The sequence below is a fragment of the Bradyrhizobium elkanii WSM2783 genome (assembly GCF_000472865.1).
Classification (GTDB): Bacteria; Pseudomonadota; Alphaproteobacteria; order Rhizobiales; family Xanthobacteraceae; genus Bradyrhizobium; species Bradyrhizobium elkanii_A.
Genome location: NZ_AXAP01000036.1, coordinates 1 through 12,619 on the forward strand (window position 1 = coordinate 1; position 12,619 = coordinate 12,619).

The 12,619-nt window shown below is 60.9% G+C and carries 10 protein-coding genes and 2 pseudogenes; 6 read left to right on the forward strand and 6 right to left on the reverse strand.

All coding sequences use genetic code 11. The features are described 5' to 3' along the window. The first annotated feature begins 1,078 nt into the window (after positions 1–1,078). Positions 1,079–2,347, forward strand: a complete 1,269-nt coding sequence (locus tag YY7_RS0127225) for an Hsp70 family protein (RefSeq protein WP_035691070.1) — start codon at positions 1,079–1,081, stop codon at positions 2,345–2,347. 180 nt (positions 2,348–2,527) lie between these two features. On the opposite strand, the pseudogene YY7_RS58550 reads toward YY7_RS0127225, so the two are convergent. From YY7_RS58550 to YY7_RS0127240, 3 genes and pseudogenes are all read right to left on the reverse strand, one after another. After that, positions 2,528–2,665 (reverse strand): annotated as a pseudogene (locus YY7_RS58550) (helix-turn-helix transcriptional regulator); the annotation flags it as partial. Positions 2,666–2,795: 130 nt separating this feature from the next. Then, entirely contained in the window at positions 2,796–3,656 is an 861-nt protein-coding gene (locus YY7_RS0127235) for an alpha/beta fold hydrolase (protein WP_245287437.1), read from the reverse strand. Between the two features lie 41 nt (positions 3,657–3,697). Then, positions 3,698–4,111: a helix-turn-helix domain-containing protein gene (locus YY7_RS0127240; RefSeq protein WP_035691073.1), complete on the reverse strand. Its 414-nt coding sequence runs from the start codon at positions 4,109–4,111 to the stop codon at positions 3,698–3,700. A 75-nt stretch (positions 4,112–4,186) separates the two neighbouring features. Between YY7_RS0127240 and YY7_RS0127245 the strand changes: the two genes are divergently transcribed. After that, positions 4,187–4,558 carry a GatB/YqeY domain-containing protein gene (locus YY7_RS0127245; RefSeq protein ID WP_028165972.1) on the forward strand — a complete coding sequence of 124 codons (372 nt, stop codon included), beginning with the start codon at positions 4,187–4,189 and terminating at the stop codon, positions 4,556–4,558. A 473-nt stretch (positions 4,559–5,031) separates the two neighbouring features. Here YY7_RS0127245 and YY7_RS0127250 read toward each other — a convergent pair whose 3' ends face one another. After that, positions 5,032–5,631 carry an NADPH-dependent F420 reductase gene (locus YY7_RS0127250; protein ID WP_028165973.1) on the reverse strand — a complete coding sequence of 200 codons (600 nt, stop codon included), beginning with the start codon at positions 5,629–5,631 and terminating at the stop codon, positions 5,032–5,034. A gap of 16 nt (positions 5,632–5,647) precedes the next feature. Further along, entirely contained in the window at positions 5,648–6,382 is a 735-nt protein-coding gene (locus tag YY7_RS0127255) for an SDR family NAD(P)-dependent oxidoreductase (RefSeq protein WP_028165974.1), read from the reverse strand. 288 nt (positions 6,383–6,670) lie between these two features. On the opposite strand from YY7_RS0127255, the gene YY7_RS0127260 reads away from it, so the two are divergent. Together YY7_RS0127260 and YY7_RS0127265 are read left to right on the forward strand one after the other, a co-directional pair. Further along, positions 6,671–7,567, forward strand: coding sequence for a LysR family transcriptional regulator (locus YY7_RS0127260; protein WP_028165975.1), 897 nt, complete (start codon positions 6,671–6,673; stop codon positions 7,565–7,567). Between the two features lie 178 nt (positions 7,568–7,745). Then, positions 7,746–8,023 (forward strand): annotated as a pseudogene (locus YY7_RS0127265) (glutamine-hydrolyzing GMP synthase); the annotation flags it as partial. Between the two features lie 546 nt (positions 8,024–8,569). Here the strand turns inward: YY7_RS0127265 and YY7_RS53050 are convergent. Then, positions 8,570–9,511: an AraC family transcriptional regulator gene (locus YY7_RS53050; protein WP_063623404.1), complete on the reverse strand. Its 942-nt coding sequence runs from the start codon at positions 9,509–9,511 to the stop codon at positions 8,570–8,572. 76 nt (positions 9,512–9,587) lie between these two features. Between YY7_RS53050 and YY7_RS53055 the strand changes: the two genes are divergently transcribed. Both YY7_RS53055 and YY7_RS0127280 read left to right on the forward strand, forming a co-directional pair. Beyond that, on the forward strand, positions 9,588–10,526 hold the full coding sequence (locus YY7_RS53055; protein WP_245287438.1) for a DMT family transporter: 939 nt from the start codon (positions 9,588–9,590) through the stop codon (positions 10,524–10,526). A 620-nt stretch (positions 10,527–11,146) separates the two neighbouring features. Then, on the forward strand, positions 11,147–12,556 hold the full coding sequence (locus YY7_RS0127280) for a tyrosine-type recombinase/integrase (protein WP_028165977.1): 1,410 nt from the start codon (positions 11,147–11,149) through the stop codon (positions 12,554–12,556). Positions 12,557–12,619 lie beyond the last annotated feature (63 nt).

Sequence of the window (12,619 nt, forward strand, 5' to 3'; positions counted from 1 at the left end):
CGAACACGCCCCCGAAAAGTTCGGGCCGCCGCAGCACACCATCGTGCAGCGCTTGTTGCGATCACTCAGACGCAACGCAACCGAGGTGATCATCCCGCGCATGGCCGGGGGTACGGCACCGGCCACCATTGGTGATCCCGGGAATGGGGCCGGCGCTGCGTGTGATGGGCACTCCGCGACGTCCCCAGTCCCTCCGATCCTGCGAGGAATGACGCAACCTCAGACCGGCCGACAGTCGGCGCTACGTCCGTCAAGCGAAAGTAACATCCTCAGATGAGGCAATACGGGGGTCAAATTTGCAAGCCGATTGACACAGATCAAGGCTTCCGGCATGTGCGCAAGCGACCTGCGGGCGGCCGACGGGGCGGATTCCATCGCTTTAGCCAAAAAGTCCGAGCTATGACTACTGGTCGCCCTTAGCCGAGAAGGGCTCGTCGGCGTATCAATCGATACCGTCGCCGCTGGCCTTGCTGGCCGGCGCGAGATTGTTGTTGGCGATGACGGGATGGTGATGGTCATCATCCCTCTGAACGAACCGCTCCCCTCCTGACGATGCGCAGTCGAAAGCTTGAGCACCTTCTTGCAATGGTCATCGGTCAATCAACTGCCAGCCGCCTCCTGGCTTTCGGTACAGTACCGCACTGTGCCTGTTAAGGTCGCTTGGGCGATGACTCTTGAAACGCTCTGCTCTCGGTCGAGAGTCAGAGGAAGCTAGCCCGGTTCACCCAGAACTGGTATGCCCGTGAGCGCCGCCGACTCAGGTCAAAGGGCGGCTTGGCCCGAGCGTCGCTTTTCGTACAACGTGTCTCATTCGCCGGGGACTGATGACGATTGACGATATCGAACAGAAAAGGGTGAGGAGCGGCGGTGGCCATTGCGCCTAAGGACATGCGCTCACTTTATCGATTGACCTCGATAGCTGGCGAAGGAGCCATATCTCAAAGCCACGGAAATTTTACTGTGAATTCAAGACCGAAAAGTTGGGACGGATGTAGGGGCGGGATTTGTCCGTCAACTTTGAGAGATTGTGCTTGCAATTCAACACGGTACTGCAGTCTTGGATGATCGAGTGGGAATAATTCACTCCCGCCCCGGAGCGGTTTGCGGTCTGGACTTTGGGACGTCGAACACTACGCTTGGCACAATCATCGGCGATAGCCCGGTGTTGGCCGCGCTTGAGGGCGATCACGTCACGATTCCAAGCGCAATCTTCTACAAGGCCGGCGCCGGCACCCATATCGGCCGTCGTGCCATCGAAGCTTATGTGGAGGGTGACGCCGGGCGACTGATGCGCAGCCTCAAATCGGTGCTCGGCACGACGCTGATCGACGAGACCACCCGCGTCGGCCGCGAGCGCGTCAGTTTCCGTGATGTCATCGCTTACTATATTGGCGCGGTGAAGCGGCGCGCGGAAGAGATCGTCGGACACCCGTTGCGTCACGTCGTGCATGGCCGCCCGGTCCATTTCATCGATGACAATCCGGCTGGCGATGCCAAGGCGGAGGCGACCTTGCGCGATATAGCCAAGCGAATAGGCTTTGAAGACATCTCATTTCAGTTCGAGCCGATCGCAGCGGCGCTTGACTACGAACGTCAAATCGGGACCGAGGAAATCGCGCTGATCGCCGATATCGGCGGCGGAACGTCGGACTTTTCAATTGTTCGGTTGTCGCCGGAGCGGCATCGCCATGCCGAGCGCAAGGACGATATCCTGGCCAACGACGGCGTCCGCATCGGCGGCACCGATTTCGATCGGTATCTCAGCCTTGGTGTCGTGATGCCCTTGCTCGGCTATCGCTCGGCCATGAAGCGGGAGGATCTGGAAGTCCCGTCGAGCTATTTCCACGACCTCGCGACGTGGTCGAGCATCAATCGCATGTATGACTCGAAAGTCATCAGCGAAATACGTCAGGTGCGTTATGAGGCGAAGCAGCCGGAATTGCTCGATCGTCTGGTGCGGGTGCTCGACGAGCAGCGCGGACACACGCTCGCGATGGATGTCGAAGGCGTCAAGATAGGGCTATCGGAGAGGCCGAAATCCAGCATCGCGTTGGAGTGGATCGAGAAGGGCCTGGAAGCCGAGGTGCGACGCAAGGATCTGGTCGGTTACACCCAGCGTCTTGCCGATCGCATCGAGGCGCGGATCGACATTTGCCTGAAGCAGGCCGGCCTTGCGGGAGCCGACATCGACGCGGTGTTTCTGACCGGAGGGTCGGTTCAACTGGCCCACGTCCGCAAGGCAATCACGGCGAAACTGCCGGCGGCGCGGGCGATTGATGGCGATACGTTCGGGGCTGTCGGCAAGGGACTGACCATCGAGGCCGCACGGCGTTACGGGACCTCTTAAGGGGCGTTCATGCCGGCGGCGAGCCAGGCCTGCCCGAAGGCTTCGTCGGCCGCCAGCCATTCCCAGGCCCGGCCTCGCCGTCCGCGAGGCGCGCACGCTTCTTGACAGGCGGCTGATGTGTCCGACTGAGCGTTGCAATCACCGCCGCAGGCGAAGTCGCAGCGGCGGCATGCTCGCGGTGCGGGGCGACAGGGCAAAGCGCCTCGGGAATTCGCCCCGCTGCTCCATCTCGTAGATCGTGCTGTCGGCGAGCGGACCCATCTCACGTAGCTGTTGACGACGGATAGTCCGCCGCAGTGGGACGTTAGATGATGTTATTGCAATTCCATGCCTCCTATCGGTTTGCGGTCTTGAGATACAAAGCGATAGGTGCGACGCCACCGAGGATGCGCAGGGCGCCGTTCGAAGAGCATCCCGATCACCGACGGCAGGTCGCGTCGGCTCGCCGTCATTCATCAGAAGCGGGGCATGACTTGGAATCGTGAGGATCGTGCCCTTGTAGGCTGCGGACGAGGAAATCGAACACTCGTTGCGATTGGTCTGGCAAGAAGTGATAACCCTCTTCAATGAAATAGACTTCGGCGTTGGGAACATGCCGCTCGAGCCGAAGGCGTGTGTCATAAGAATCGATAAGCGCGTCACGCCCGCCCACGATGGCGAGGAGCGGCATTGCGAGCGCCTCCAGTGCTGCATTGCTAAGCTGCGGAATCTTGACAGCGCGTGGTTTGATAGCCCGGCTGATACTCTCCATGAGAGGGGAGATCGCCTCAAGATCGATCGGTAGATGCTTCGGTGCTGGTCCGAACACCTTTTCAACAATCTTCCGCTTTCCCCAGGCTCCGAGCAGCAAATAGGGTGCGACAGCGAGGAGAAAGTTCTTCTGCCGTCCGATGCCTGCGGGGCAGATCAGCGCCAGCGCGGAAGCGCGTGACGGCCGCCGCATGGCATAGTCGAGCGCCAGCCAGCCGCCGAGTGATGTGCCCACCAGCGCTGCACGGGCAAATCCAAGCCCGGTGAAGACATCGTCGAGCCAGATCGCGTAGGTGTCGCCGATGAGCGGCGGCCTCACCCGAGCGCTCAGTCCCGCCTCGCCGATCATATCGACCGCATAAAGCCGGAAGCGACTTGACCAGAGTGCGATGTCGGGCCGCCATGCGGCGCTGTTCGCCTGGGCGCCGTGGAGCAGGACCACGGGAGGCGCCGTCTCGGGACCGCAGGCGAGCACGAACGTCGCGCCTTGCGAAGTCGACAGTTCAATCTCCTGTTTTGGCACAGGCCAGTGGTCGAGCACGGCGCGGTATTCCCGCATGACCTCCACCGCACCGGCTTCGCTGCGAAAGACAGGATCTCTCATCGCGAAAGTCCCAGTTGCAGCTCGATAAGCTCGAGCAGCCTTGCTGCATCGGACGGAGCAGCGATGAGCACGATCTTCAGATCGCCGCCGGTCGGATCAAAGGCCGTGTTGAAATGTAGCGGTCTGGTTTCGGCGTCGCCGCCCAGCGCCGCGGCGCCGAGAAAGGTCGCCATGCGCCCGGCCGCTTCGGTAGTTAGGGCCGGAATCTCAACAATGACCGTCGCGCGGACATCGCGAGGAGGCCGGGTCCGCCCACTCGCCATACCGGCGAAAGCGTCAAGCTTGGCGCGGTCGATACGATAGGCCTTGCCAATCCGCGTGGCTTGGAGGCGGCCTTCGCGGATGTACCGGAGGACGGTTTTGGGATGGACTTTCAGCTCTTCGGCGGCCTGTTCGACCGTCAAAAGCATGCTTGACATGAAAATAGACTCCACAATGTTCCCAACAATTCTTATAGAAAGGAGCAATTGGGAGCAATAGGTTATATGAACGACGTTGTGACTGAGAACGCGGGCGAGGCGATGAAAGCCCAGCTTCGCCGCCACCTACGCGCCGCTATGAAGCGGGGCGACAAAGACGAGACTGCTGTGCTTCGGGAGCTAGTTGCGGCGCTCGACAACGCCGAAGCTGCGCCGCTTCGTAAGGAGCGTCCATCCGTCGATCGTCATTCCTTCAGCGACGGATCGGCTGAAGGTGTGCGTCGGGCGCTCACGCAGGAAGACGTGCACGCCGTGTTGCTGGGCGAGATGAAAGCGCGGGTGGAGTCCGCTGCCGAGTTCGCGCGATTGGGCGCAGAAGCGCGTTCCATCGCACTCAACGCCGAGATCAGAATTCTGCGCCGCTATGTCCAACAATAGCGTCGCTACTTCTGGGGAGGACGATTGGCCCAGTGCTGGCCATCGAGGCCGCACGGGGTTACGGGACGTCTTAACCGCAGGGGCTTTCACGCCGGCCGCTAGCTAGGCCTGCCCAAAGCCTTCGTCGACCGCACCCATTCGCAGGTCCGGGCCTCGCCATCCGCTGTCCCGGCGACATCACACGCGAAAGCACATCAGGCCTCGATGAACGTTGTCTTCCGCCCTCATGGCTTTGTTGAGTGTAGGGCGGATCAGTTTTCCGTCGCAGCTCGTAGGGTCGATTAGCCGAAGGCGTAATCCATCGCCCTTGGTCAAGCGGCGCTGCCGGAGTGGCGGGTTACGCTTTCGTTAACCCGCCCCAGGGTTGCTCAATGTCCAAGCGGGATGTCCCGGCGAGCTTCTAGATGTTATTCACTAGTCCGCCAAAGCCCGGCCGGCGGGGTAGGATTCGAGCAGCGTCCATACGCCTTCGATTACTGCTCCTTCTTGAATAAATCCTGGAAGATGAGCTGGCCCCAAACGCGGCCGCGTGCGTGCACCAGCGCGCCACCCTCGTTGAGCTTTCCCAGCTTGACGGGTGCGAAGCCGAGTTGTTTGGCCAAAGCCATCACGGGAGCGATCGCGTCCTCGTCGTCACCAGACAGAAAGACGACCCTGTGCCCGCCCTCGACGATCGGATCGGCAGCCAGCGTGGCCGCAATCAGGTGATTGAAGCCTTTCACGAGCTTGGCGTCGGTGAATGCCTTCGCGACGAAGGCAGAGGACGGGAGACCGTCCAGCTCCTCGGGAGGAAGCAACGCGTTCATCGCGTCGATGATCGTCTTGCCTTTCCAGCTCGGCAGGGCCTTCGCAACCTCGCGATGCTCCCCGAACGGGACCGCCAAGATGATTGTGTCGGCCTCGAGTGCTTCCCGCAGCGACTTGGCGACGACCGTGGGGCCAATCGCGCGAGCCTGCGGCGCCAACGCTTCGGGCGGCCGGCGGCTCGCGACGGTCACGTCGAGGTTCTTGCGGGCGAATGCATGGGCGAGGGCCTGGCCTATCTTGCCGAACCCTATAATTGCGTAGCTCATAACGCGTCTCCAGTTTTCAGATGGCCGAGAAGCCGCCGTCGACAGACAACTCCAGCCCATTCACGAAGCTGGAATCGTCAGACGCAAGAAAGAGCGCGGCCGCCGCAATTTCCTCAGGACGACCCATCTTTCCTCGCGGGATCAGGGATTCGAACATGCGTTTCGCCTCCTCGGTGAGAACTTGGTCCTGCATCGGTGTGGCGATCGGCCCAGGGTGCAGCACGTTCACCCGGATATTCCTGCCCTTCAGTTCGTTGAGCCATCCGCGTGCGAATGCGTGCAGCGCCGCCTTGCTCGCCGCATACACGCTGTAACCAGGAAAACCTTTGATCGAAGCAACGGACCCGGTCATGAAGATCGATCCGCCATCGTTGAACAGCGGCAACGCCTTTTGCACCGTAAACAGCGTGCCGCGCACATTCAGGCCGAATGTCGAGTCGAAATGCTCCTCGGTAATCTCGCCCAGTGGGAGGGCTTCGCCCGTGCCGGCGCTCGCGTACAGGACGTCGATCTTGCCCTTTTCCCGTTTGACTGTGTCGAACAGGCGGTCGAGGTCGTCGAGATTGGCCGCGTCGCCGCGCACGCTGGTCACGTTCCGGCCAATCAGCCTGACGGCCTCGTTGAGCGCCTCCTGCCTCCGGCCCGTGATGAAAACATAGGCGCCTTCTTCAACGAACCGCTTGGCGCTCGCCAGCGCCATGCCGCTCGATCCACCCGTGATGACTGCAACCTTACCCTCAAGCTTTCCCATGACTTTCCTTCAGACTCCGTCTTTGGCTGATCGGGGAGGTTCCCCGAGAACTCCGAAATGGGTCTGCCGGTGTCAGGTGTTGAGTGCGGAAGCGCGCACATCGGTAGTGCGAAATCGCTCCGACTGGACGACTGACGCCAGCCGCGATCGGTGCGCGCCGTTCGGAATTGGCCGTGCTCGTCGGCATAGGCAGTGATCCCCCGACCGTGCTACCCCACGTTCGAGAGGATGTTCGATGGTGTTGGGCACGGACTTTCGAAGGCAAACCCCGCGGTGCAGGATTGCACCATGATCGACTGGGATGACGTTCGCTACTTTCTGGCCGTCGCGCGCGAAGGCTCGGTGCGGGCCGCCGCCGAGCGCCTCGGGGTGAACCACTCGACCGTGCTGCGACGCATCGCCCAGCTCGAGGAACACCTCGGGGCGCACATGTTCGAGAAGCTGCCTTCGGGCTATCGCCTGACGGCTGCTGGCGAGGAAGTCGTCGAGCTCGCGCACCAGATGGAAGCGTCGTCGCACTTGCTGGAGACGCGCGTCTTCGGACGCGACCAGAGCGCGAGCGGGCTTCTGCGGGTGACGCTGCCGCCGTTCCTCGCGGCACACCTGCTCATGCCGGACTTCGCCGATTTCGCGCGCATGCATCCGGACATCGAGATGGAAATCCTGTCGTCCGGCGAGCCGGCCAATCTGACCAACCGAGAGGCCGATGTCGCGATCCGCATCGTCTCCGACCGCAAGACCCTGCCGCTCAATCTTCACGGTCTGATGGGACCGGAGCTGTTCGGCGGCGTCTACTTGTCTCGCGATCGACTAGCCGCGTGGCGTGCGGGCGCGTCTGATCCCATCCGGTGGATCGTCATAAACAATCATGGACTCCCGGACTGGGCCCGCGAGGGAGAGGTTCGTACCACGGGGATTCCGTTCAGGACCCCAGACGCCGAGGCGCAGATCGTTGCAGCACAGCAAGGGGTCGGGATGACGAAACTGCCGTGCTTCGTCGGAGATGCCGACCCCCTATTGGTGAGGGTGCCGGGCACTGACCTGCACATGTACGGAACGCTCTGGCTTCTCACCCAGGGGGATACACGTAAGACGAAGCGCGTGCGGCTCTTCACTGAGTTCGTATCCCGCAGGCTCGCCGCGTACGCCCCGCTTCTCGCGGGGCTGTCCGTATCGCGCGACTGACGCGCGGCCGGTCGCCGGCGACGCTTGCCTTAATCCGATCGGAAGCCGAGCCGCGATCGCTCCACTCGTGCTGCTGGAGCGACAGCTCCTGGCGTCACCCGGCACTCAGTGTTTAGGAACGGATTGGTCCGTGAGCGATGTACGCGGTCATATCTGGTCAGTTACACCCAGCGTCTTGCAAATCCGCAAAGCCGGCCTCTACGATGTTACCTGCCAGGCCTTCGCGGTGCTGCTCCCGGTGAAGACGGTCGGCGTGATGGGCGACGGCCGGACGTATGAAAACGTCGTCGGCCTGCGTGCAGTGACGTCAACCGACGGCATGACGGCAGACTTCTATCAGTTCGATATGAGCTTCCTGGGGATGAGGGCGACGCGGATCATCAACGAGGTGAAGGGGGGGGCCGGGTGGTGTATGACGTGACGAGCAAGCCGCCGGGGACGATTGAGTGGGAGTAGGCGTAGCAGAAACGGCAGAATATCGTGGCCTCGCCGGGGCTACCTGCGCCAATCTAAATAGTAGCCGGACCGACCTGTGAGTGCTTGAAACCCGACATTTGTAGATTGATGAAGATAGATCCGCCTTCAATTGACAGCGTTCATTCCCATAGATTACGGCAGCCGTAACGTCGATGAAAATCTCGCCTGCTCCCAAGCTAGTTCAGTTGGGTTCGTTAGCTCGTCGATTTTCTGTTGATGTTGTAGTTTGTTGATCAGAAACAAAATCAGAGGCTGCAACACAATACATGTCTGCAAATATAAAACAGGATCACTTTTATCGGGCTGCCCTCGAAATTGGGCAAGGTGGCGAAAACGACACCCTTCCGTACGATGTCGATGCTCAGTTCGTAAGAGATAACGCGGAAAATTTGGCTGCGATATGCTTTGATTTTTTTAAATCGGTCGAAACAAGGCCGAAAAAGCAAGCGCTAGATTTCATTAGCGGATTGAATGTTGGATCGGAACGTCTTTTGACGGCAACCGGATCTCACGGATTTCGTATCACTACAAAGATACATCCCTTCTGGAATTTGTATTTGAACGGATTAGGGATCGGTATTGCGGAAGCAAATGAAGGGCGACGTAGTCCTCGAGTTCACTCCTACCGCCTAAGCTGCGATCAAAATTCGTTCTTCGATAAGAGCAAATCCTGGAGAGCTTACAAAGAAGCCACTCTCTCGGATCCGGCCATTGAGAAAGCAGAAGCGGTCGTAGTACAGACGGATATATCAAGCTTCTACGAGCATAGCCGCAATCGAAGGCCACATCGATGATCCGCTCGCCACTTGCCAGCTTGCGGAGGGCAAAAAGAAGCCGCGCCTGTTCACGCCATTGCGCAAACGTCATGCCCGTTTCTTTGACGAATAGTCGATGCAAGGTCTTAGCGGTCACATTCAATCGCGCTGCCCACTGTTCGGCGGTCGAAGTGTCGGACGGTCGATCAATCATTGCTTCGCAGATGAACTTGATGCGAGCATCGCCCGGCAGAGGCAGATGCAGTGGCAACACGTCCGACACCCTGACCTCGTCGGCGAGCAGGCGCATCAGGCGTTCGTCGCGGCCGCCGTCCTGGTAGTCTGGCGGAATGCAAACCGCCGCAACGATGAGTTCGCGCAACAACGGTGACACCTCGATCACGCAGCTCTTCGTCGGCATATGTCGGATTGCCGTCGCATCGATGAAGACAGTGCGGATTTTGACGGCGCCCGACATCTTCACGTCATGCTCCAGCCCTGCGGGTAGCCAAAGCGCCCGGTTCGGCGGAACGACCCACGTTCCTTCCGCCGAGCGCACGATCATCACACCTTCGATCGCATAAAGCAGTTGCCCCTTGGGATGCGAATGCCATCCCGTCGAGGCGCCATCCGGATAGTTGACGTCCATCGCAGCCATGGCGCGGCGGGTGTCGTGAAAATCCAGATGTTTGCGCGTTGGATCGCTCTGCATGTCCCATTCTCTACAGCCACGTTCACTCTAGAGCGATACGGACAGTGGTGAAAGGTCGTAAGCGCGAACTTCAACAATGAGCGCGTCATCGGCCATGAAGAACAAGTTCGCCTTTCTGTATCCCTTCTCCGCCATCGTCCTTTGGTCCGGAAACGTGATCGTTTCCAGGATGTCTGCCCACACGATCGGCCCGGAGGCGATCACATTCTATCGTCTGTTGCTTGCGGTGCTCTTGATGAGCACGTTCGTTGCAAGGGCTGCGTGGCGAGATCGCGCCGTGATCTGGCCTCATCTTGGTCACTTCGCCATTCTTGGCTTCTTGGCGATGTGCCTGTTCCAAAGCCTGTCCTACCTGGCGGCGGAAAGCACCACGGCAACCAACATGGCCGTGTTCACCGCGCTGACGCCGCTGCTTACCGTGGCATTGAGTGCTTTTCTGCTGAAGGACGCGCCGACCGTCGGGATGGTCGGCGGCGGTATCCTGTCGCTTGTTGGGCTTGTCTATCTGGTCAGTGGGGGCGTTCCGGTATCGCTCGCGCGCAACGGCGTCCACCTCGGCGACCCCCTTATGTTTCTGGCGGCGGTGGTCTATGCGCTCTACGGCGTGCTGTTGAAGCGTTGGAGCCTTCCGGTCGCCGGGTGGCAATCGACCTACATGCAGGCGCTTTGCGCCTTCGCGATTATGTTTCCAGCCTTCCTGGCGACGCCCGCGCCGATGCGATCGCTGAACGCCGACACGCTGCCGCTGATCGCGTATGCAGGTGGACTGGCTTCGGTCGTTCTTCCGTTCTTGTGGGTCCGCGGCGTGCACATCCTTGGGCCGAACCGCTGCGCGGTCTTCATGAACCTGCTGCCGGTCCTCACCGCGCTCGGAGCCATCGTTCTGCTTGGCGAGCCGGTGCACGCTTATCACGTGATCGGCGGCGGCGCCGCTCTCGCCGGCGTAGCTTGTGCCGAGATATTCCGTCGCCCTTTACGCGGCGCGCCTGCTGCGATGCCCGAGATCGTCGATTGAGTAGGGACGGTAACCGCCACGAACGAACTGGGGTCGGAGCAACCCTGATGCAGGTCGCACTTGGATGGCTGCTGGCAAAAGGCGTCGTGCCCATTCTCGGCCCGCGCACCCGGTCGCTTGAAGCCAAAACCACCGCCGTCATTCCGGGCTCGTCCTTCGGGCGCCCCGGAATGACAAGCGTGGACTTGGCGCGCAGCGTGCGACAAATCAACCCGACGGGCAAATCACCAAAAGTCTGTCCATCCCCTCGCGCAGAAATAAATCGCTTAACCCGTCGGGCAAATCATCGCTATGACTCCGCGCGTCTCACCCGAGAAGAGGGGCGGGTCGCGATCGTCACGAACGTTGCGGTGAGATGCGGTGGACGCGGCTGTTGCGAAAGACGAACGCAACATCCGCGGACGGCGAAGTCGTGTGGGCTATATTTTGGCATTCGGTGAAACACGCCGAAACCAAGAAAACTCTTTAAAACAAGCACTTCTGGGCTACCCTGTAGCAGGGCGTTTCTGCGCGTTTCGCCAAATCTAGAGCCCGGCCCTAAGCCTCTCTCGACCCTCCAAGGACTGAGAGGCCCAAGGCCGAGCCCATGGTCCCAAACCCTTCAGGAGCCTGAAACCGCAATGGATACTAGCACAACCGCCGAACCTGCCAGCAAGCGCGCGCGCAACGGCAGCACCATCCTGACCGACCGCATGTGCGAAAAGCGGGTCGCCACGCGCGTCAAGATGTACGACCGCAAGTGCCCCGGCCTCTACGTCAGCATTACCACGGCTGGCGTGGCGACCTTCAACTTCAAATTCACCCATCCGATGACCGGCAAGCAGTGCTCGCTCAAGATCGGCGAATACAACCCGGAGACCTTCGGCGTTGATGCCGCCCGCAGCAAGGTCTACGCAATGAAGGCGATGGACCCAGCCGAGCTTGTCGCGCTGCTCTCGCAGAAACAGGCCGACAAGGCCGCGCAAGGCAAGACGGTTGACGAGATCATCACCGAGCGGGTTGCGTGGATGAAGGCGCTGGTCCTCAAGGCCGATGGCGAGATGCGGCCCCGCATCGAAAGCTGGAGCAACGTCGAGAGCCATCTGTGGCGGTTCCTTAGCCCGCGCCTGGGCAAGATGGCCGCGAGCACGGTCACCAAGCGCGATATCGCCACACTCTCGGATGATATCGTCGCTGGCCGGTATCCCGGCAGCAAGGCGTCGGTCGCCAATGCCCGCCACATGCGCCGCGCCGCCTCGGGCCTGTTCAATTGGGCCGCTTCGGCGGGCCGCGAATATGTGACCGCGAGCCCTTGCGCCAACCTGCCGCCGCTCGACAAGGAGCATGCGCGCACACGGGTGCTCAACGAGCACGAGATCAGGATATTCTGGCACGGCCTCGACCGCGACGACCTGCCTTGGGATCGCAGGACGCGGCTGGCGCTCAAGTTCGAGCTGGTCACCATGCTGCGCTCGGGCGAACTGGTTCCTGCCCATCTCGACGAACTGTTTGATATCGACGGCGAATTTCCACGCTTTGATGTCCCGGCGAAGCGGGTCAAGAAACGCCGCGTGATCCAGCAGCCGCTTTCGAGCCTCGCGGTCGAGATCATCAAGGAGGCGATCTCCAGAGAAGGCCAGGAGTTCGTGTTCGAGAGCCCGGTCCACGAGGGCCAGCCGATCCACCGCACCGCGATGGCAACCGCCCTGCGGGGCACCAAGCACGAGAAGAACAAGGACAAGACCAAGACGCCCGGCCTCTGCGAACTGTTGGGCTTGAAGCGCTTCACGCCGCACGATCTGCGCAGGACCGCAGCAACGCTCGCGGGCGAACTCGGGTACTCGGACGCCGCTATCGCGAAGTGCCTCGACCACGCCGTGACCAAGGATGACGGCGAGAAGATCAGCCGGGTCACCGGCATCTACAACCAGTCGAAGCGCATGCAGCAGAAGCGCGCCGTGCTTGATGGCATCGCGGCCGAGCTGCGGCGCATCATTGGCGAGCCTGCAATGAAGGCCGTTGATCACGACGAACCGCGGCTCGCGGCTTGATCAGCGGAAATGGGCTGACCGCCCATTTTAGCAGCGCCCGGTCAGTACATCGCTGGCCGGGCT

Bases quoted from the DNA above. Each gene is read 5' to 3' on its own strand.
- YY7_RS0127235 (WP_245287437.1), bottom strand. From the start codon at position 3,656: ATGCGGGAATACCGCGCCGTGCTCGACCACTGGCCTGTGCCAAAACAG.
- YY7_RS0127240 (WP_035691073.1), bottom strand. From the start codon at position 4,111: ATGCTTTTGACGGTCGAACAGGCCGCCGAAGAGCTGAAAGTCCATCCC.
- YY7_RS0127245 (WP_028165972.1), top strand. From the start codon at position 4,187: ATGAACGACGTTGTGACTGAGAACGCGGGCGAGGCGATGAAAGCCCAG.
- YY7_RS0127250 (WP_028165973.1), bottom strand. From the start codon at position 5,631: ATGAGCTACGCAATTATAGGGTTCGGCAAGATAGGCCAGGCCCTCGCC.
- YY7_RS0127255 (WP_028165974.1), bottom strand. From the start codon at position 6,382: ATGGGAAAGCTTGAGGGTAAGGTTGCAGTCATCACGGGTGGATCGAGC.
- YY7_RS0127260 (WP_028165975.1), top strand. From the start codon at position 6,671: ATGATCGACTGGGATGACGTTCGCTACTTTCTGGCCGTCGCGCGCGAA.
- YY7_RS53050 (WP_063623404.1), bottom strand. From the start codon at position 9,511: ATGCAGAGCGATCCAACGCGCAAACATCTGGATTTTCACGACACCCGC.
- YY7_RS53055 (WP_245287438.1), top strand. From the start codon at position 9,588: ATGAGCGCGTCATCGGCCATGAAGAACAAGTTCGCCTTTCTGTATCCC.
- YY7_RS0127280 (WP_028165977.1), top strand. From the start codon at position 11,147: ATGGATACTAGCACAACCGCCGAACCTGCCAGCAAGCGCGCGCGCAAC.